Annotated in this window: 17 protein-coding genes and 1 pseudogene; 2 read left to right on the top strand and 16 right to left on the bottom strand. The window is 39.1% G+C overall.

The genetic code is table 11. The features are described from left to right. The first annotated feature begins 17 nt into the window (after positions 1 to 17). Both panP and Xsto_RS05035 read left to right on the top strand, forming a co-directional pair. Positions 18 to 1616, top strand: coding sequence for a pyridoxal-dependent aspartate 1-decarboxylase PanP (gene panP, locus Xsto_RS05040; protein ID WP_099124273.1), 1599 nt, complete (start codon positions 18 to 20; stop codon positions 1614 to 1616). 164 nt (positions 1617 to 1780) lie between these two features. Beyond that, positions 1781 to 2694, top strand: a pseudogene (locus Xsto_RS05035) (Rpn family recombination-promoting nuclease/putative transposase). 190 nt (positions 2695 to 2884) lie between these two features. Here Xsto_RS05035 and Xsto_RS05030 read toward each other — a convergent pair. The 16 genes from Xsto_RS05030 to Xsto_RS04955 form a co-directional block, all read right to left on the bottom strand. Then, on the bottom strand, positions 2885 to 3718 hold the full coding sequence (locus Xsto_RS05030) for a hypothetical protein (protein WP_099124272.1): 834 nt from the start codon (positions 3716 to 3718) through the stop codon (positions 2885 to 2887). A 131-nt stretch (positions 3719 to 3849) separates the two neighbouring features. Continuing rightward, the gene (locus tag Xsto_RS05025) at positions 3850 to 4827 is read right to left on the bottom strand and encodes a hypothetical protein (protein ID WP_099124271.1); all 978 of its coding nucleotides are present in this window, start codon (positions 4825 to 4827) and stop codon (positions 3850 to 3852) included. 79 nt (positions 4828 to 4906) lie between these two features. Beyond that, positions 4907 to 5233 carry a LysR family transcriptional regulator gene (locus tag Xsto_RS05020; RefSeq protein WP_099124270.1) on the bottom strand — a complete coding sequence of 109 codons (327 nt, stop codon included), beginning with the start codon at positions 5231 to 5233 and terminating at the stop codon, positions 4907 to 4909. A gap of 148 nt (positions 5234 to 5381) precedes the next feature. Continuing rightward, on the bottom strand, positions 5382 to 6293 hold the full coding sequence (locus tag Xsto_RS05015; RefSeq protein ID WP_099124269.1) for a Pvc16 family protein: 912 nt from the start codon (positions 6291 to 6293) through the stop codon (positions 5382 to 5384). An 88-nt stretch (positions 6294 to 6381) separates the two neighbouring features. Beyond that, the gene (locus Xsto_RS05010) at positions 6382 to 8469 is read right to left on the bottom strand and encodes an ATP-binding protein (protein WP_099124268.1); all 2088 of its coding nucleotides are present in this window, start codon (positions 8467 to 8469) and stop codon (positions 6382 to 6384) included. Between the two features lie 37 nt (positions 8470 to 8506). Continuing rightward, entirely contained in the window at positions 8507 to 10168 is a 1662-nt protein-coding gene (locus tag Xsto_RS05005) for a contractile injection system tape measure protein (protein WP_099124267.1), read from the bottom strand. A 218-nt stretch (positions 10169 to 10386) separates the two neighbouring features. Beyond that, a complete protein-coding gene (locus tag Xsto_RS05000; protein ID WP_099124266.1) occupies positions 10387 to 11301 on the bottom strand; it encodes a tail fiber protein in 915 nt (304 codons plus the stop codon). 48 nt (positions 11302 to 11349) lie between these two features. Then, a complete protein-coding gene (locus tag Xsto_RS04995) occupies positions 11350 to 14337 on the bottom strand; it encodes a hypothetical protein (protein WP_169926590.1) in 2988 nt (995 codons plus the stop codon). 22 nt (positions 14338 to 14359) lie between these two features. Beyond that, positions 14360 to 16564 (bottom strand): hypothetical protein, encoded by a 2205-nt coding sequence (locus tag Xsto_RS04990; protein ID WP_099124264.1) that lies wholly within the window; start codon positions 16562 to 16564, stop codon positions 14360 to 14362. A 56-nt stretch (positions 16565 to 16620) separates the two neighbouring features. Continuing rightward, complete coding sequence (locus Xsto_RS04985; protein ID WP_099124263.1) at positions 16621 to 17043, bottom strand: hypothetical protein; 423 nt, start codon at positions 17041 to 17043, stop codon at positions 16621 to 16623. Then, the gene (locus tag Xsto_RS04980) at positions 17040 to 17462 is read right to left on the bottom strand and encodes a GPW/gp25 family protein (protein WP_099124262.1); all 423 of its coding nucleotides are present in this window, start codon (positions 17460 to 17462) and stop codon (positions 17040 to 17042) included. The genes Xsto_RS04985 and Xsto_RS04980 overlap by 4 nt, the downstream gene beginning before the upstream one ends. 10 nt (positions 17463 to 17472) lie before the next feature. Then, the gene (locus Xsto_RS04975; RefSeq protein WP_099124261.1) at positions 17473 to 19089 is read right to left on the bottom strand and encodes a phage baseplate assembly protein V; all 1617 of its coding nucleotides are present in this window, start codon (positions 19087 to 19089) and stop codon (positions 17473 to 17475) included. Then, positions 19086 to 19775: a CIS tube protein gene (locus Xsto_RS04970; protein ID WP_099124260.1), complete on the bottom strand. Its 690-nt coding sequence runs from the start codon at positions 19773 to 19775 to the stop codon at positions 19086 to 19088. The genes Xsto_RS04975 and Xsto_RS04970 overlap by 4 nt, the downstream gene beginning before the upstream one ends. Continuing rightward, on the bottom strand, positions 19772 to 19954 hold the full coding sequence (locus tag Xsto_RS04965) for a DUF5908 family protein (protein ID WP_244590339.1): 183 nt from the start codon (positions 19952 to 19954) through the stop codon (positions 19772 to 19774). Before Xsto_RS04965 ends, Xsto_RS04970 begins: the two co-directional genes overlap by 4 nt. After that, on the bottom strand, positions 19951 to 20409 hold the full coding sequence (locus Xsto_RS04960; protein ID WP_099124259.1) for a phage tail protein: 459 nt from the start codon (positions 20407 to 20409) through the stop codon (positions 19951 to 19953). The genes Xsto_RS04965 and Xsto_RS04960 overlap by 4 nt, the downstream gene beginning before the upstream one ends. A 15-nt stretch (positions 20410 to 20424) precedes the next feature. After that, positions 20425 to 21621, bottom strand: a complete 1197-nt coding sequence (locus tag Xsto_RS04955) for a phage tail sheath C-terminal domain-containing protein (protein WP_099124258.1) — start codon at positions 21619 to 21621, stop codon at positions 20425 to 20427. Between the last annotated feature and the right edge of the window lie 10 nt (positions 21622 to 21631).

Raw genomic sequence — 21631 nt, 5'->3', positions numbered from 1 at the left:
GTCTAAAGAGGCAAACTATGCAGGATTTTCTCAACCCATTTATGACAAATATCGGTGCGCAGGAGTTGTCTGCACTGGAAGCGGACATCACAGATAACCCGGTCAGCTATTGTCATGATAGGTTAAACAGGCCGGTATGCAGCCTTGAAGAGCTGGAAAAACAGTTCTCTTCCGTAAACATACCGGAATGCCCGGTTGATACCGGAATATACACCCGGTATCTGAGCGAAAATGTGCTAAATCAGGTTATGCCTGTTTCCTCACCTGCCTTTGTGGGCCATATGACATCTGCTCTTCCCCTGCACTTACCGGCGCTGGGGAAGATACTGACAGCACTGAACCAAAATGTCGTCAAACTGGAAACTTCCCACGTCCTGACCGCGTTGGAGCGCCAAGTCTTGGGAATGATGCACAAACTCGTCTACAACTGTGATGACAACTTCTATCAAAAATGGCTTCACAATGGTGATCATGCGCTGGCGAGCTTCTGCTCCGGCGGAACGTTGGCTAATCTGACTGCATTATGGGCATGTCGGAATCAGCTTATGCCCGCAGATGGAGATTTTGCCGGACTGACTCGTGAAGGCTTAGCCCGTGGGCTAATCCATTATGGCTATAGCGGACTGGCGATTCTGGTATCAGAACTGGGACACTATTCACTGAAAAAGGCCGTCGATGTACTGGGTCTTGGGCAGGATGCGCTGGTTAAAATCGCCACAGACAAAGACGGGAAAATCTGTATTGACGATCTGCTCATTCAGTTACAGGAACTGCGCCGACGTAATATCAAACCGATGGCGATTGTCGGCATCGCCGGCAGTACCGAAACCGGCTCTATCGACCCGCTGGATGCGCTGGCTGATATCGCTGAACGAGAGCAGTGTCATTTTCACGTCGATGCCGCATGGGGAGGTGCCAGCCTGTTATCAGAACGCTACCGGCACTTATTCAAGGGTATCGAGCGTGCAGATAGCGTAACTATTGATGCACATAAACAAATGTACGTCCCAATGGGATCAGGCATGGTGCTATTCCGTCAGCCCACTATGGCCGATGCTATTGAGCAACATGCTAATTACATCTTGCGCAAGGGATCAAAAGATCTGGGCAGACATACTCTGGAAGGTTCACGTAGCGCGATGTCGCTGATGCTGCATAGTAACCTTCACCTGCTTGGGCGACAGGGAATGGCAGCTCTGATAGATGCCGGCATTGAGAAAGCACATCAGTTTGCGGACTTCATTCACCAACAGGAAGATTTCGAACTAATCAGCAAGCCGCAGCTTTGTCTGTTGACTTACCGTTATGCCCCACCCGTTGCAATTAAACTGATGCGTGAGGGTTCTGAGCAAATACGACAAAAAGTGCAGGATATGCTTAATGCCCTCAATCAGAATATCCAGACCATGCAGCGCTCTGCCGGAAAAACATTTGTTTCACGTACCAGTATTAAACCTGCGCAATGGGATAAACAACCAACGACTGTTTTTCGCGTTGTGCTGGCAAATCCACTGACAACGCCGGAAATACTAGAGGATATGATTAAAGAACAGCGCCAACTGGCAAGGCAAAGTGAGTTCTGGGAGGATTTACAAGCTTTGCTGAGTTCAGAGTGAAATAGGTTCTGAAAGAGGGGGCATCATGAGTCGATACGGGACTGACTAAGCAGCTTCGATATTGGAGCAGCCGATAATATATTGTACATTTATCGGCCTTCAATAAAGATTATCGCCCTGACAATCAAGGCCAGTGACTGACCGATAAAACAGAGGGATATGTTGTGGCAAAAAAAGAAAAACAGCCTAACCATGATGCGTTATTCAAGCATTTTTTAACACAACCTGAAACAGCCAAGGAATTTCTATCCCTTTATCTGCCAAGTGAGATTCAGTCTTTGTGTGATTTAACCACACTGAAACTGGAACCCGGTAGTTTTGTCGATCGGCATTTACGCCAACTGCACAGTGATGTGCTGTATTCCGTTGAGACAACGCAGGGGGACGGTTATATTTATTGCCTGATTGAGCATCAATCCACACCTGACCCCTTAATGGCCTGGCGGTTGATATATTATTCGATGTCAGCCATGGCCGCTCACCTGAAAAAAGGGCATACTGAACTGCCTTTAGTGGTTCCTTTGCTATTTTATCATGGTGAGGTTCGGCCATATCCTTACTCAAACCGGTGGCTGGATTGTTTCACACTCCCCGAACAGGCTGCTCGCTTATATCACCAAGCGTTTCCACTGGTAGATATCACTGCGTTTAGCGATGAAGAAATCCTGACGCATAAAAGCATTGCCTTAATGGAGTTGGTGCAAAAACACATTCGTTGTCGGGATATGCTGGAGTGGATCCCCCAATTGGTGGCCTTATTGAATGCAGGTTATAATACGGTGAACAACGCAATGTTGTGTTAAGCTATATTTTACTGAATGGGCATACTCTGGATATCTCACAATTTGTCCATCAACTCATTGAACAATCTCCGGAGCATAAAACGATGTTGATGACTATTGCAGAACAGCTTGAGCAAAAAGGGCGCGAGCAGGGTAGAACAGAAGGTCGAGCGGAAGGTAAGGCAGAAGGCAAACTAGAAACCGCTCGCGCTCTATTACAGCATGGTGTCAGTCTGGATATTATAGCCACCAGTACTGGACTGAGCCGGGAAGAAATTGAAGCGTTAAAACATTAAATTCATCTCCCTCTTTCATAGCAAAATGCCGATATTCAAAATCGGCATTTTTGTTTTAATCTAAAAAAATTGTTGTTTTTCATTACTAAATAGCTTAAAAATTGGCATGTCTCTTTATGATATAAATATAGCTTAATAATTAACTTGAGTAATATCATAAATAAAAGTTTCTACTTGTAGTAGTTCAGACTTAATCTGAACTATCACAATATATACATTTTGTTTTCTTAAGTTTATATTTATTATATTCACGCTCCTCCGTATATACTAAATTTAAACTATCTTCTGCTAATTTAGCACCCATAATAATTTCTCTTTTCTGACCATAAGAATCATGAGGACTATTAAAGGCGACCCCCTTTTCTGCAAACATCGGCATTAATTTTGTTTCATGATTTATATCACTAAAAATTGTGACATCTTTAGTTTCCTCCCCAACAGCTTCCTTGACAACACCTTTATTCTCAATTAGAAATTCTTTTATCGCCGATGCTTTATCCTCTTGCCTAAAACTCCCACCCCCATGATTGTTATTTTTATTTTCGATAATTGGTATCTTTTTTTTCACCTTAAAAGTATGAAGATAAACCTTTCCACTTCCTGATGTTTCTCCTTTTTTTTCTCCTGTAGGAAGAAAGTCTGAATCGTATCCTTCAGATATTTTTTTATCAAATGCAAAATATTGCCCAGCCCAATCATCTTGAGAATTTTCTGATGATGCAGCTATTGAAAAATCAATTTTTTCATATCTACTTGATTTAAATAACTCCGTGCCCACTTCTAGATAACTTTTAATCAATTCACCTGAGTTAATTTTAAGTGCTTTTTCCGCTAATTGCACTGGCGTCGATTTATCCGAAACAATGTTAGATTCTTTATTTTTTTGATCTTCTAATAATTTATTCTTTTCATTTCCAATGGCATTCTCTTCATTACCAGATAAAGAATCTTCCTCAAATTGATCATTTAAGCCAACAAGGCCTCTCCTTACTGATTTTTTTTCTTCTATTTCTACCTTATACATTATTTATTTCCTCACTTATTGTATATCCTTTAAATTTAAGATATAGGTTTCAAATCTGTTGAAAAAACAAATAATTTTCCGTTTTATTTTTCATTCGTGATTTTTGTTAGTTTTGATGAAGATACAATTCTCTATTTTGCAAGTTTCCTTACTCTTTCATTAATACTTATTATTAATTTTTCTATTTTTCCTTTTTTATCAATCAGCATGGGAAGATCTACCTCATCATATTTTACTATATTCTTTAATGCTGGCATTGGAGTCAATACCTTCCGTGCTACTGACCGAAGTTGATTTTTAAACCCCGTAAGTCTCATTTTATGATCTTTATACTTTTCGTTTAGAAATTTCTCTGCATAAGGATAGTTTTCATTTATATTTTCACGTAATTTATTTGTGAAATTCAATATTTTTTCAACTTTATTTTTTTCTATTTTTTTCATTGCCCTATATTGTGAAATTGCCAGATTAATTAATTCATATATAGGTATAAATTCAGACAAGCTATTAACCATTTTCTTCACTAACTCCAAACCAAATTCCTCCTTAACATTATTTTTATTAATTTTATCTTTTTTAATAAAATCATTAAAAAGCTTTATTATTAAATTTGTATCATAATTATTAAGTTCGGATATTACCTTGCTTGTTTTAGGATAAGAATCAACAAATTTTAAATGATCATCAATTTTTTTCGTGATCCCATCGACAGCTAAATTAAGTATAATCCCCAGACCTGATACGCTTACAGGGCCTGTTATCGCACCTACCACAGTTTTTCCTGTTTTATTTAAAATAGAAGTTACAACTTTTCCACCAAAATTAATAGCACTATTACGCTTAGACTTAGGCGAGGAATTTTGTAAAGACTCCATTAGCTCTAATGCTCTATCTATTCTCTCTAAATATGGCAAGGCAATATTCATATAATTATAATAAAGTGAAGTTCCATTTTGTAATTCATCAGAATCCAGATGTTCATATTCAGAATTTTCATATTCGTCTTCAGATTCATCTTCATACTCATCATCCGATATAGATTCATTATCAGATTTTTCTTGTATTAACGATTTTATTCTTTCTTCATCCGATGTTTTCATTTTAGGCATACTATGCCTCCTTTTATATAAATCACTTTACATAAATAGCATTTAATATAATTTTTAATTTTACTTAAAATAAGTGTTTTTATCTAAAACCATCTAAATCCATTACATCATTATTTTTTTCTCTATAAATATTATAGGTGGATTGTTTTTTATTTTTGTAGTCAACTTCGATATCTTTAAGTTGCTCATAGAGGGAAAATATTTTATTGTACAACCGTTCTCCTTCTTCCGTTAGAACTAATCCCTGACTTTTTCTGACAAAGAGTTTAACGCCTAATGAAAATTCCAGTTTTTTTAAACTTCGACTAATGGGAGATTGTGTAATAAATAATTCCTTTGATGCCTTATTAATTGATTTATTTCTAGCCACCGCCATGAAATTTTCTAAATCTTTTGAAATAAACACATCAGCTCCTTTTTACAAAAATAAGTTTTATCCACTGATACCATCAAATAATTGATGCATTATTTTCTGAGGATGATACCCAGCATATATTGGTTCTTTTTCTTATTTATATTAATTACTCAAGACATAACACCCCAGTTTTAATAATTTAAAGTTGATCACGCTCAAGTGATAACTTTTTCTTAATCATTTTAATACGAATACCATAATTATCTATTATGGTAATAACACTATTTTCTTTTTCCCAATTATTAAATATCATCTCAATTTCATCCAGATATTTATGATAGGTAATACCTGATACAGATAAAGAGAGGTCAATTTCTGTTGGTTTTTCAGGAACCATTACTTCGTTTACAACTGAAAAATTAATTTTACTTACTGCCAGACTAATATTTTCCTGACTTTCATTATTTGCCACAGATGATTTTTGTAATTCTGTAATCAGAATCTTCCTCAACTCAATAATAATCCGTTCATGGCTGATTGGAGCGATTTGTTCTAATGTGGTAGAAATATTAGATACCGCGGGCACATTATCTAAACCATCAGTGAGATGAACAGGTATTGTCACTGAATAATTCAGTGACAACCGTGGGCGATTTCCCAATGATTGCCAAAAATGCCCTAAGCTGTTCAGGCTTTCTTTTGGTGGCACAATTTGAGCATAAGAGCCAGAAATATCTGGCAATTTTCGGTTATTAATCAAAGCATTTAAGACTTGTGACATAACTTGTATTGCCTGATTACCCGGTTGACTTTCTGGGCTATAAGGATCGCTTTTAAATTCGTTCGCTCCCCAGTAAGTAATCAGATAATTACATTTAATATTAATCCAGCCCGGTAACAATGTTTTTGAAGCAGCCTTAAATACTCTGGATTCTGCTGAACGAAGCTGTAGATCTTCATGGATATCATAGAGAAAAACACTCACTACGGGATCGGAATGCGGGACATTTAATTCAGGAAGATCAAAAATAATTGAGACATTTTTCAAATATCTCTCTAAGACGCTCTTTATTGATTTATTAACTTCAATGATAGGATAATTTTCTGGCATAATTCAAAATCCTCTGAAAAAAATTAATACAATAATTCTGCAATAATAAATATGAACCGTTATTTAAATTTTATTATTGCTATAACATTCAGAAAGTTAATCTACCTACTTTAGCTAATTCTCGCGCCAATGCGATTTCAATATTCGCATTATTAACCTCATTCTGACCATTCTTTTTAGCAAAAAATGAGGACAATAAAGCAATATTTCGAATATTTGCTCCTGTAATGCTGATTTTTTGGGCTAATTTATTGAAATCTACATCTGCGGCAATACTTATATTCTTTGGCCAGATAGCCTGCCACATTTTCCTACGGATGATTTCATCCGGATAAGTGAAACGAGTAATAAATGTAAAACGACGATTAAAGGCGCTGTCCAGATGGTTGCGGTTATTGGTGGATAAAATAACCAATCCCGGAAAGTTTTCCAGTCGTTGCAGTAAATAAGAGACTTCAATATTGGCATGTCTGTCTTGGGCATCTTTGGTTTCACTACGTTTACCAAAGAGCGCATCTGCCTCATCAAAGAATAAAATTCCGGCATCCTGTTCCGCCAAATCGAAAATACGGGATAAATTTTTCTCAGTCTCCCCAACGTATTTATTTACAACAGTAGACAAATCTACTTTTATTAAGTCCACGCCAATACAATTGGCAATCACCTCTGCTGCCATTGTTTTTCCGGTACCGGAATCACCATAAAATAAGGCACTGATACCAGTGCCATAGCCAATTTTAGCTTTAAATTCTGTTGTTAAAACTTGTTCCCGGTAGGTAATCGCTGTCAATATTTCTTGTATTTGCTGCTCAATATCAGCAGATACCAATAAATCCTTTAATGAACGTTTAGGGATAATACGTTGTGCCAGTTGGCCAAAATTTTGTTGAGCCCGTAAATTAAATGCCTTGCGAATATCCGAGTGTTGCAATACGTCCAAAGGATCTCGCTGTTGCTGGTAAAATCGTGCTTCTTGCAAAATCAATGGCAAGGTTTGTGGATCAAATGTGTAACTTTGGCTTAAAGCAGTTACATCAATATCACTTACACCGTGGTTAATTAAATACTCAGCCAATAAACTGACTTTTTGCTCTGAGGTAAAAGTAGGCATCTCAATCACTACGGCTGATAATTTATCCAGCCAGACCAGTGAGGAAGACGACTCTATCAGGCAGATAACTCTTAATTCAGGTTGGTGTAATAAGGTGGCTAGAGGTGCCAGCAGCGGCTTATTCTCTTCGGCAAATGAGCTAAAATTTTGCAGTAATAAGCAAGCACCACGCAGACGAATTTCGCGCAAGATGAGTTTTATACGGGAAAGCAGTACCTTATCGTCATTATCAGCCAGTTTAGCGATATCCACTATCAGTGTTTGCCGCCCTTCAGACTCCATAATATTGGCAATTACCTGTACTTTGGCACTATTGCTTATTCCCTTCAATAAGACAATGGAACGGATATCATTATGGTCAGATAGCAAAACATTACTGAGTGACTGTTTTAATTGGACAGGATAATAGCTATTTTCAGTAGGAATTAACCATTCAGCATAATATTCCAAATCAGGCGCAATATATTGGTTGCCTAGTAAAAAGTGGTACACGCTATTATCTGTGATAAAAGATGTCTGAAGCCAAGACAATGTTTTCTTACGGTTGTTAATAGATATTAACTGACAATTAATTAAAGGGGCCTGATGTAAAAAACTTGCTTGTTGTGCGTGCTTATCCTGCACTGAGTGACAAAAAATCTCCAGCGCCAGTACAAAAGAAGGCAGTTGAGATGATTGATCCCTTTGAATTGCAGCAAACAACTGATAATAGCGGCTATCAAATTGTGGCAGTAAACCTAACAGCAAAACATCTCTTTCAAAATCAGTGAGTTCAAAACGTTCAATCAGATCAGTTAATCGGGAAGCGACAGGCGTGATAGTTTGCTCTATGGTCAGGTTCTCGCCATCAAGCCAGTGAGGTTTACCTAATGGATTATCCAGTCTGGCGATAACGTCTTCTTCGCTTAACAGAAAATCATCAAAGGGATCATCGTGCAGAGCACTTATATAATGAAAATGGGATTGAAGAATAAGATCGATGCGTTCCAATTGGCTAAATAAAAACGCTGAATGGCAGTCATTGCTTTTCTGAGCTGGATTAGAAAAGATCGGCGTTATATTCATAGTGTTTTACTCAAGTTAGTTTCTTCTTCGGATCAATCTATAGCCACTCTATTGTTATAGGATTCTTTAACCAGCTAAAACTGGCAATATTCATTGGCCACAACCATTCACTCAATAGAGCATCATAAATTTCAGATTTAATCTGGATATTGATTAAACCATTCAGCTCGCTGACTTCTCCGCCTCGTTGTAGAAATAAATATCGGGCATCATTTATTCCCATTTTTTTCCAACCCGGCAGTTGTTGAATAATTTTTTCCAACCACTGGCTGATGGCTATTTGTTGTTCCGGTTTTGGAGTATGCCATCGCGCGTTATCCTGTATAGATAAGCCACAAAGCAATTTATTGAGGGTTAATCGCCATTCCGGTATTTCGTCTTCCGACCAAATCAGCCAATCAAGTAAACAGACTGCCTCTCTTTGTGCTTCAGGGGTAATAAATTGGTTTTGATCTAATAAGCCAAAGGTACGAAAAAATGTGGGAAGTAATGGCCATAAGACTATACAACCAGCATTGGTGACGGATAAAACGGATTGCGCCAATAACGTTGGAGGGGCGTTATTTGATTGTGAAAGTAACGTTTCAGAAGATTTACCTTTTTGCGATAATAACGTCGTCGGAGCTTTATTTAATTGTGATAATAATGCCGGAGAATCTTTATCTGATTGTGAAAGTAATGTTTCAGTGGATTTACCTGATTGCGATAATAACGTCGTCGGAGCTTTATTTAATTGTAAAAATAATTGCCCTACTTTTGTCTGCATATCATTTTTATCGTACTCAGGTTTCAATGAATGCTGGTTATCTTGAGAAATATGATCTGTTGATGTTGAATTGTTTAATATGCCCCCTGTTTTTGTAGGCTGCTTAATATCAGTATTGAACGTTTGATGATAAAGATAATTCTTTGCCGCGATACTCAATTTTTCTGCTGCCATTGCTGCCCTGGGGATTGTCTGCACGGATGAGTTAATATCGGATATTATTGTTTTACTGAATAACCGGGAAAGCCTATCAAGCAGTTCCGGGTGGCAAATTTGAATCAGGCGGTTACGAGCCGCAGGTTGTAAACAATGTTTGGCTAACATCGGTAGCCAATGTTGTGGCTTATGAATAATCTGTTGCCAAACATCATTATCAACATGCGCCATATTTGTAGCGTAATGCCCATTTTTATCAGATAACCAACTGCCTTTGTGTAAGTAATAATCTATTTCTTTTATCAATGAAGACTCATAAAAAATACTATCAGTCATGTTATTGGCTGTTTTTTGGGACTGTTTTTTATGGTAATGACTTAATGAAAGAGAAGCATTATCATTTTTATGATCAGCATATTTAACCATAGTTTCTTTTATTGAAGAAAAGGAATGTATTTTCTTACTCATATTATGTTCTACAGAATGGCCATATTTTTTTAGTATTTTTTTCAATTCTCTCTCTAACCTTCTGGGAATCTCTGTCTCGAATAAAGTAATATCAATGCTGCCTAAATTTACTGTTAACTTTTCTATGAATAAATTATCATTCCCAACATGTTCTAATTTTTCAATATTCTCTTTAATAACAAAAGATAACTCCTTATGAAATAGAATAGAGAGTCTATCCATTATTTCTTTACCATCATAACCTAAAGATTCAATAGAAATAATTGTTTTATATATTATATTGCTTTTTCCGTTAATCAATAAAGTCATTCTTTAATTACGACTCCATAAATAGAATAAGTTTTCATTAATTATACGCAATGAATTTCAAAATGCGTCGCGGCGGCAAGGGAGCCCCAGGATCATAGATAACTATGTGACTGGGGTGAGCGAGCCTAGCCAACAAAGAGGCAACTTGAAAGAGGAAGCGTATAGCAATGAATATCGATCAATACTTATTTCTGTTAATTTTAATTAAGGAAACATCACTATTTTTTCATAATAAAAGCAAGAATATAATACGGTACGGTAACATTATTATCATGAGAATGTGCACCTTGATTAGTTAGATTGATATCATGAGAATGTGCTTCTCCTTCACCACTTTCCCACGTATAAGGTGAATATGTGGGTTTTGTTATTTCAGCTTGTACTTCTCCAACAGGAACAAAAACTTTGTCCTTTTCATATTTTTCATTTCCATTTAGCCCAAAATAATTATACTTATAGGTTTCTCCTTGCATATGATGATGTTTAGCATTTTCCTGTTCAGTTAATTTATGCCCTTCCGTTTTTCCTTTTATATTCACAGTTTGGCTTTCTGATTCGAACGTAAATTTTTTACTGTCCTTATCACCTGAAAATGTATTTGAGGACTGTCCTTCAATGTCAGCCAATACACCTCCCATAATAAATCTATTAACAAGATCGGGAGTACCATTATTACCATCACATAGCACCCAACCTTCTGGAATAACTTTTCCAGAAAACATCATAATCATTCCTTGAGGAAGTACTTCATTAAGATCAACGCTAATACCGTTTGAATCAACAGTAATACCATTACCAAGACCTACAGATAAAACATCGTCTTTTAATATTACTGGCGCGAATTTTTTATCTTTCGAACTGGAAGGTTCTGCTATCTTTAAGTTAAGCCGCCCTTCATCATCCAGTTTTAATCCCGTTCCCGGTCCTTGGCTATTTTCCGACTGATCGGGTGACTGACCACAAGCTTTACGCCCAATATCAGCAATATTAATTAAATTCCAAAAATCAACTTGCAAAGGAATACTTTGTTCTTTAAATTTGTTCTGTAATTCTTCTATTTTAGGCCCAATAACTTCAGCGTTGGATAACATTGGCTGTTTTTTTTCTCTTTCATCATTACGAATTTCTTTCATGGCTAACTCCATAAAATTAATTTATTTTTATTTAGTTATTCGGTGTTTTTATTTATCCAATTTGGGAACATAAAATAATTCGTTATCTATTATTATATTCTTATTCCATTTATCACCATTTTCACCAACAACTTGTTTTCTTTGTTCTGATGTAGCAATACGCATTGTACCTATACCTTCCAAAGCAGAAGGCAATCTACCCAGTGTCAGACTTTTAAGAATAGAATAGGCGGCCTCACCTAAAGGAGTACCATTATTTTGCCAACGCTGATAATTAATACCGAAATTCTCAAATTCCTCTGATCCCATCCAATGAATAATCATAGAAACATGGGCCGGAAATTCACTGAGGATTGTTCTTTTAACCCAATCTTCCAATTGGTAGGGATCAACTTTATAAGATTTATTATTCAATTTACTTATTAACCCATAGTTGACTACTACGCTAATAACAAATGAAAAACGGTCAGAGTTCTCATAGTCTTTATCTGAAAAATACCAATGATATCGCCAAGCGTCTTTTTTAGGAGGGAATGCTGATATGGAACCGCCCTGACGTTCAATAATCATCGTGCCTTTAATACGATCAAAACTGACAACTTTTGCATACAGCACTGCGGGCACTTCTTCTTTAGAATCAGCATCTGCAGATTTGGAAGCGGAATTTTTAGATGCCAAACTAATTTGTTTAGTCAGGGTAATTTCATAACCCTCTTTAATCAGCGATGGAAAGGGAGTTTGCGCTGTACGGGTCAGACGCTTTTGTGTTTCAGGTAAAGGCTTACCGTTTAAAGTTTGATCATCATCGTAAGCCAGACGATAATCCATATCTTCCATCCAAATTTCGCTATTTTCCCAGCGCAGTTTGCTCTCTCCTGCGGCTGTTATAATCTGTTTTAGATCGCGTTGCAGTTGTACACTATTTGCGATATCCAGCCAAAACTTATCTCCCTCGGTTTTGACTATTACCTGCCCGCGTATTGTTAATAGCTTTCTGCCCTGCTCGTCTCCGTCTCCATAGATGAGTAAGTTGATCAATTGCCCTTGCGCCAGTTGACCATCAATTTCCTGTTGCTCAATCACGACATAATGTTTACCGGTTTGGGCGTCTTTTTCTTCCGTTACCGATTTTGGTACCTGCTCATCGTCAAACTGCTTATTGGGTTTAATCGGCAGTAATGCTCTATGCTCTACCAGATAAAAAGGCAATTTTCTCAGATCAGGTTTGGGTTTAAAAATTTCACCGCTCAATCCCAGACGGGCAGCAATGCGTTTTTGTAATGATGATATCTGGTCAATTCGGACATTAGCACGGTGGTAAACGAGTGTTGGTTGTTCAGCCAGATAGCCCTGTTGCACGGTAATAAAATCATCAATGGAAGTGCTGAAGGTACGCGGGGCACGTTGTGTACCAAAATAGCCGAGCAAGTAATTAATAATCTCTAATTCGTGCGTGTTATCGTGCGAGTATTTTTTTAACAACGCTTTTAATTCAGACTCATAATTTTTATGAGCTTGATCACTGGCAGAATCCGGCTTAAATGGCCATTGATTACCCCATACTTCATTGCCTTTGCGTTTAAAAGCCAATAACTGGGGCAACATGGTGATCTGTTTGCAGCCAGAGGCTAATAGTTGTTCAAATGGCAGCATAAACTGGTGAAGTAACAATAGCCGTTGGGCATGTTTACTCTCAACTCTCTCAGGTAAAGACTGCTGTAATTCATAACAAGCAGGTAAGGTATTGCTGACAGGGTAATAATGCCCCACCTTCCGATGTCGGCCATAAGGCAGTACTACCGGTTTACTCTGAATCAAAGGCAAATTAGGTAGATGAGTTAGAATGTCGCTTTTCTCAATCATAACCCTAATCCCTCCTTTGGCGGTCACTTTCAGCGGGCCATCAGTTTTTACTAATTCACAGAGTGGGTCTTCTCCCCAAAGGCGAGGATAGTAGCCTTCTTTAATCATCCATGACCAACTATCCTGTTTAACAGGTGTAATTAGTTTTTTATTGAAATCATTCTTCAACTGAAAACGATTTATCTTCTGAACACCTTTAATTTCAAGTAGCTGATTCACCAGACAACTAAGATTGAGAGAAAGGGATTGTGTATAATTACGGTCGGGCGGTAATTCAGGTATCCAGCCATGTTTCAATCGTGGCCCTTCGAATATTTCACTATTATGCATTCCGGCATCTTGCAACGTCTCTGTATCATAACGGTGTGCCTCAGGCATCACATATTGTTCTGCCGTGCTATAAATAGCAGCAACAATACCTGCAATCTCTGTTTCATGTACATCGTTACCCAGTTCAATATCCAGTTGCAGCTGAAAATTAACCGGTTGTACCCAGATTATCTTACTGACTGCTTCACCAATATTGCGATTTTGAGTTAAAAATGCCTTCAATTGTTGAATAGCAATGGCCTGATTCTTTTCCGTATAACGGGTTGGTTCCAGATAAAGCCAGTAATTTCCCCGTAAATGAAATTCTTTTATTGTCTCTTGCTCTTGCTCTTGCTCTTGCTCTTGCTCTTGCTCTTGCTCTTGCTCTTGCTTTACAAAGCTATATTCTCTTGTTTCCGGATTATACCAATAGGTAAAATCTCCCGGTTTAGTCACCAATTGCACATTACGGAATAAAAAATCCTCCTTATTCTCTCCTGATACCTCTTTTTTCCAATCACTACTATGCAGATCCAATAACGCTCTCCGATAGTCATCAAGAGTAATTGGCCCACAAGTCAGCATGTTATCCGGGCTAAATTCAGAAGGGAAAATTCCCCCGTGCTTATCCTGTTTATCTGGTGCTGGTGTCAGTAAATCTTGCAGAGGAAGAGTATGACGATAAGATAAGTCGGATACAGCATAACTAAACCCTTCCAGAAAGGTGATACCGGGATCGTGTTCTGCTGTATCGCTCCACACTTTTCCGGCTTGTTGTTCAACTACCTGATGAGCTTGTTCCAACAGAGTATCAAAGTGAATATCGTCTTTTACGCTATGAAACAGTAAATCTTGATCATTCATGGCTATTTCCTCGCTTGCCTGATTATCTGTTGGTTTTATCCCAGACTAAAATTAACACCTCATTCTCTTTGGCTTCGATTGATTCAGTGTTGTTACAAGCTTTATCTTTGTCTGAATCTTTTCGGCACAGGGTCAAACTGGTCACTCTCTCAACCAGAGGTTGTTGCTGAATGGTTGCCAGTAATTGGTAATAGTTAATGCTATTATGGAGTACCACTGGTTGTTGCTTATCGATGCTCCACGGCATATATGCAGCCCTGAGATACAGTTGTAATTGGCGATAGCCAAAATCACGGTTCACATCGAGTTTAAAAATCACCTCATAGTGAATAATTACATCAATATATTGAGGGTTCAGGATATTAATCTGAGCCCAGGGAGAGTCTTTTTGTTGTAACCACTCTGCCATTTCTTGTCGACGTGCAGTGTTAAGCTCTGGACGTAAAGGATCATCACTGTCACTGTATCGGTTATCCGGAATGATTGTCAGTGGTTGTATTTTTAATGCAGATATTCGGGTCAGTTCATCATTATGAGGATATTTAACATCAAAAATACTGGCATAACGCTCTTTCAGTAGTTTTGTTATATCACCCCAGGTTAAAGCGCGGTTACGATGAGACAGGCGTTGGGCGACACGTTCAAAAAATGCGTCGTAAGATTCTGCAATACGACCTCCCCATGACGCCCAGGGTTGCTTGATTGAAGTTACGGTAAGGATAGTATCAACCGGGTGCTGAATGCTTCCTGCCGGTAATGGCGTTAAAAAGTGGCTGCTACTGATATTGTTAACATTCACTAATGTTGCAGTCATGGCGTTATTAATCAGACCATATAGCCACGGTTTTTCCTCCTGCGTATCATACTGTGGAGGGATGAACATAATTTCCGCCTTTATCCAATAGCGTCCCATTGGCATTAATGTTGCCTGACTGGATGCATCAGAGGGTAATATCACCTGCCAAGTACCATCCCGATAAAGTCTCTCAGTTTCATCGTGAACCCAGCTATTCAATTCAACCCATTTATTTTCTTGGCTAAGATAAAACCAGAAAATTGCGGTAGGTTGCAGCGGTGACTTTAACTTCCAATATAGTGATAAGGTTTGCCCCGGTTTTATATCAGTAATACCAAGATATAAATCATAGAAACGATATGATTCATCATACTCTCTCAGCGATACTCCTTTATCACTGTAGCCAAAGGGGGTCAGATGATAGGTCTTGAATAATGTTTTATCCACGGAGTTGCTTAGTACATTGAGAGTTTCCACATCAGGTAATGGGTCGCTGTCTTTTCCCTGTAACCTAAGTACAGGCTCATTGAAAACAAGGTTATCCAAATCCTTTGGCGCACTGACTGCCGGATCTTTATCTACCAACATCAGAGTAATTTCTTTTTCTTTTCCTGTAACACTTAAAATCAGCCATTTATTACCACTGCTGATTTGTGCCTCAATATTTTGGTTCGTAATTGTTTCTTTAAAAGTAATGGTTATTTTTCTTTCACCATCTTTCATATCCATAAATTGCCCAGAGGTGATGAGTATTCCACCTCGCACAAGTTTATCCAGAACTGTTTCACTGAATAACCTTATTCCCTTTGATGGCAATGATGATTGTGCTTGTGAATCCCAGGGAGCAGCAGTAACCCATTGCGATTTTTCTTTTCGGCGTAACCAGTACAAATCACTCAGATAACCACGGTTTGCCAATAAATCAGCATCCAGCTCGTATTGCAAGGTATTACCTTGTTCATCTTGCCCTGCTTCAAATAAAGTACCTTTAATAATGAGTTGCTCTGTCGCAGTTGTATTCAATTCTACAGATAAAGCAACCTGATCAGGTTGTGCAGGACGGAAAGATATTCCCAATAGTACCTGATAATAAAGCGAGCGATGAATACCTGGTAACGTATTGAATAAGGCAATGGGTGTTTCCAATAATTGCAGTATTGCTAATAAAAATGCCTGTTGAGGTAATAATTCCCCATCAGCTTCTTTTTCTCCCTGATATAATTCGGCAAGTTTCTCTGACGTATTATCCGCCATAAAGAAAAAATCATTCCAATGTTTATTTTCTTTATTTGCAGAGTTTCCATTGAATGGAATTATTTTGGCGTATTCTTCGATATATTTTAGTAATTGTAAACTGGTTCGATTCTCTAATTTAAAATCGCTTTTTGGCACCAAGTTCAACAATTTTTTATTTAACTCGGTTAATTCCATAGTATCACCCATATAACACAGCGATTACTCTGTGAATAAAGAATTATTCACACCTTTTAATTGACGGTAGAAAAAGTTTGTTGAGTATTAAAGCTTCCTGTCCCAGATGAAGGAGTTAAAAAATTTGGATCTGGTGTTAATGTACTTACTTCTTTGGCTGGTTCACTAGGTTGAAATGTGGCTATAAACTGTAGTCCTTTGATAATTAAAGGTCCATCACTAGTACAATAATAGGCTTTCTGGTTTTCATTTAAAGTGATAGTAATGGTTCCCTTTCCCGGCATTTTATATATGGGGGTAAAATAGTTTGCAGTAATACTTACTGATTCAGCATCCTTCAATATACAAACTTTCTTGCCATTTATTTGCGCATGTCCTGTCCCTTTTATTTGGTTCGGACTGGGAATTATCACTGTCCGTTCCCCAAATTGGGGGCTAAATTGCAGTATGTCACCATCTGTAACAATGGCTTCGCTCATATAACCTCCATTTTTCCACCTTCGCTCAACGCCAGTGTGCCCTGAATATTCTGATTAATATCGCTGCCCCGAAGACGATACATCACATGCACCTGCAAAGTATTTTTCTTATTGGGTGCTTGGTTGACCTGAATATCGGTAATATCTGCCCTCGGCTCATAGCGTAATATACTGTCATGAATGCGGGTTTCAATTTCTGCAAATAACTCATTACGCATATTCTCAAACATAAAATCATTTAAGCCGCTGCCATAATTTTCACGCATCAAACGTTCACCGGGTTCAGTGCTGAAGAGAATATGCAAACTTTGACGTACATCGTTTGCACCTTCAGCCATCTCTACGCCTTTTTCGAGGGAAAAGTCAGGAGGAAAAGCCCAGCCACGACCATAAAGTTGTGTGAGTATTTGATTTTCCATTATTTACCTTTTATCGGCTAAGGTTAATTTTATTGCCTTTGATTTCCACGCTGTCTTTACCGGATAAATTCAGCGACTGCTCCATCTGGGCATTCATAGTCTGAGCTTTCAGTGTTAACTCTTTTTCCGTTGACAAAGAAATATCTTTATCCTGCTGGAGCGTTATTTGGTTTTCTCCCGCATTTATTTGAATAATTTTCTCTTTGCCATCAATTGTAATCTGTTGCTGGCTTTCTCCTTTTTTCACTACCAGAACTTTTTGCCAGTTATCCTGCGTGAATTCTAAAGGCGCTTTATTTTTCGGGTTATGCATTGCCCCCAGAATGACCGGATAACGCGGATCATTTTCAAAAAATCCGACAATCACTTCATCACCGGGTTCCGGGTAGAAACAAAAACCGCTCTCGTGACTGGCATAAGGTTTCCCCAGCCTGGCCCACAAAAATTCATGCGGACGATTCAACACGGGCAGAATAATGGGAATGCGATTCAGAGCGGCTTTGTCCTGTTGGTATTGCGCAACAACAGCAACATGCAGTTCAGTAGCATCAGGCACAGTCGGCAAATGTTCCGACGGTAAGCCAATGCTCAGGCTGGTTTCCCAACCTATTCGCCGGTTAAGACGGTGGCGAACTGCCGTAATACTCGCTGTACCACTGAGATGCGAACCGAACCCTGTCAGTTGAATATTTTCCCCTAATTGATAATTTTCATTGCCTTTAACGATAAATTCACCAGTCACTCCAGAAATACGCTGATTCAACAACAACCCTTTCGCCAGAGCACCACTTTCTTGCAGCGGTAATGGACTACTGTAGAGAACTTCCCAACCTGCTTTATTTAACGGTATGAGCTGATCAGGAGAGAGAGCTGCTTTTCCCACGGCAACATTGTTGTAGCGACCACCTGATAGTGCCTGTTGTTTCGTGATATCCCAACCGCTGATTTCCAATGACGCCGGGTTAAGGTGGTTATCAAACTGCCAATTAGCCTCTTTGATAACGATATCCTTTTCGCAGCTCCCGTGGCTTTTAAGGATATGGGTTAGATTAGCTTTGAGGGCATCAGGTTGGGCAAAACTCACACCTTCTGTTGTCGGTAAGAGCCAAACCCCGGTAGCGGATAAACGGCACAACAAAAAATACCAATCTGAACAGCGAAATTGCACCATTTGTTCATGCTGTTGATCTAACGCAGCAGTTTGCCCAAATTGAGCCTTAATACCCGCCTGATTCAGCAAAACATTAAAGATTGTTTTCTCATTACTTGCCTTAAATAACTGCGAATGCTGTGTATCTGCCATTAATTGCAAACGATGCTTAATGACCAGAGTCAGCAGCAATTGTTTATTTTTGATCTTCAAAATATGGCGGGTGATAAGCCCATTAAACAGAACTGATTTCCTGCCTCCGCTAATCAATTCCAGACGCAAGGTTTTTCCTGCCTGACAATAAGCCAGCTCTCTCTGTACATCTGACTGATCTAATGAGGAAAATGATCTACCCGGCAAACTGAGTTTCAATGTTGCTGAGGGAATACTGTTAATACGATGATAAGTATCCACATCAACAGCCGCCAACAGTGACAATACCTTACCGTCCGCAATGATGTTCACCTGATGACTCATGAATCATCTCCTTTGGTGGCATGCAATATTTCACCCGGTACAAACCCGTTGAGGTTATCCAGACCGTTTTGCCAGGCCAGTGTCAGGTAATCAATACCACTGGAAAATGTTGAGGCTGTACTGGATGCCATCAGTGCCAACGAAACACCATCCTGTATTCGCATGGCAATTTTCGATGGAGACCTCAGTTTTTGTTCTGTTTCCTGCAATACCAGGCTCTTATCCGCCACCAATGTCAGTGTCGCTGTTACCCGCAAGGGAGTCGCATCACGGTCAAACAAGGTGTAGTTAATAGACAACCCTGTCGCTCTGCCAGAAAAATAACCACGGTTTTCCCAACGCATCTTTCCCCATTTAATTTGCAGAAATGCCGGTTCATGACTGGCAGCATCTATACTACATAATCGCTTAAGTTGTATTAGCTGCGTTTCAATGGGGGTGTTGTTATCCGGCATTGTGGCATCAAAAATCAGATCAATAGATAATGTTGGCAAACCGCTACCTGTGTACCCACTGGATTCACAGTCGTTATTAATACTTTCGCTTTTCTGGTAACTTGTCTGGTAATCCAATTGCAGTGAGTCTGGATTGTATCTAGCCTGTATAGAACCAATCTTTGTTTTTCCTTCTCTATCTTTGAAAGCACTGATAGTTAGCTTCGCCAAACCTCGCTCAATTAAACTCATGGTCGCCACCCTTCTTCATCACGTAATGCAGCTAACACTTCACGTTTAATAGTTTCAACCAAAGCTGCCTGATCCAAGTGTTCCTGAATCAAAGAATGGTCTTTCTGATCAGGCCTTGTAGTTTGCGTTGATGACACCACTTTTGCCTGAATAATTAATTCTCTGATTTCAATTGTCATAATTTGACTCCCAGCCAACACATATCCTGATAACGCAACTCAAGGGTATTTACCAAAATGGCATTACTGCTTGCGTCAAAGTCGCTGGTTTGCCAGCTCACAGGTAAGGCATTGCTCAGTGTCCAACTGGCTAAAGGCAGTGAGTGTTCGTTTAACAATATAATCACCACATCTGCATAAGCGATTTTTTCACCACGCAATACACGATCAAACATCAGCGTCAAAGGGGAAACGGTCATCACACCACGTTCCAACGTCAATGTGCCGTGTTGGATCTTTTCGGCCAGATAATTATTGCGGGCGTTTTCGCCACCCTGGCTGTGCTGAGTGACCTGAAGCTCCCTACTTAAACCCGAAATGCGTTGAAAGCGGATATCCAACGGGTCAGGAATACCGTTGAAAATAAAACTCGCCATAAAACGGTGAGATACCACAGGTGTATGATAATCATTCATCGTGTTCTTTCCTTATTAAGAGAGAAGCGTGCCTGTTTGGGTATCAAAAACCAGACTAATCTCAATAAATTCAGCGGGGGACAAAGCAGCTAAAGCGACTTTCATAATCATTTTTCCCGCCCTGATATCTTTATCAGTCATGGTTTCGTTTATCCCTAGCTGAACAGTAAAAGCTTCATCTTCCTGTGAGCCATACAATCCCCCCTGTAACCATAGTTGTCGCAGCCAGTTATAACTTTGCCCCTTACATTTCATCCATGTCAGTTCACTATTGGGTTCAAAAAGGTACATGCGAGCCAATTGCGTCAAATGAGCAATAACATAAGAGACCAAACGGCGGGTCTGTAGGTAACGCCACGGAGTGTTATCTGTGTTTTCCAGTGTACGACATCCCCATACACGTACACCTTTACCGGGAAAAGTACGAATGATATTGAGTGAAGTGCCTGATTCGTTAAACAGAGTATTCCCCTGAAGATAGGATATTACTGGTCGAATAACCTGAGACAATGCGACATTAGCGGGTGCTTTCCACACACCAATATTGTTATCTGTACGCTGGATAAGTGCCGCGATGGCTGCCGTGGGAGATACAACGATATTTTTGGAATTGGCAGTATCCGGATAAGTCGTTTCCAGACGAGGCCAATATGCGGCTCCCCATTGGCGATATGCTGATGAAAACCTGTTTAAACAACCCTGTGCTTGTTCAACATCATCCGGTGCATCCAACAAAACAAAAAGATTAGGTCGGATTTGACTTAATTCCAGCAGAGTATTCCAACTTTGTAGCCATAACCCCACTAAATCCTGAACATTACTGTTGTTCAAACGCGCAACATCAGGTGCCAGAATCAAAGTAATTTGCCTTTCCCCCGAAATAGCTTCTCTCACGGTATCGGAGCTTAATTCTGCCATCAGGGATTCCGCTTTCGTTTGGATGATATTTTCCGAGGGGATATTTTCTTCCAACGGTAAAACAAATGCCTGTTGCCCACCATTATCAAAATAGTGCCTGATCGCCCATGCCATCAGGTAACCATCACCAAATTGTTGGATATATTCCTCCATATCACTGACTCGAAATATTTTTTTTTCCTGTTGATACTTCCGGGTATAGCCAATAAATACAGGCACTGCACTGGGTATTTCCTGCCCCCTCTTGATGCTCCTTTCTGTCAAGATGACGCCCGGTTGAATTCTTTCCATCATTATCTCCTTT

Origin of the sequence: Xenorhabdus stockiae (genome assembly GCF_002632825.1) — a bacterium.
GTDB lineage: Bacteria > Pseudomonadota > Gammaproteobacteria > Enterobacterales > Enterobacteriaceae > Xenorhabdus > Xenorhabdus stockiae.
The sequence above is the reverse complement of the archived record's forward strand: the minus strand, read 5'-3'. Positions and strand labels throughout refer to the sequence as shown.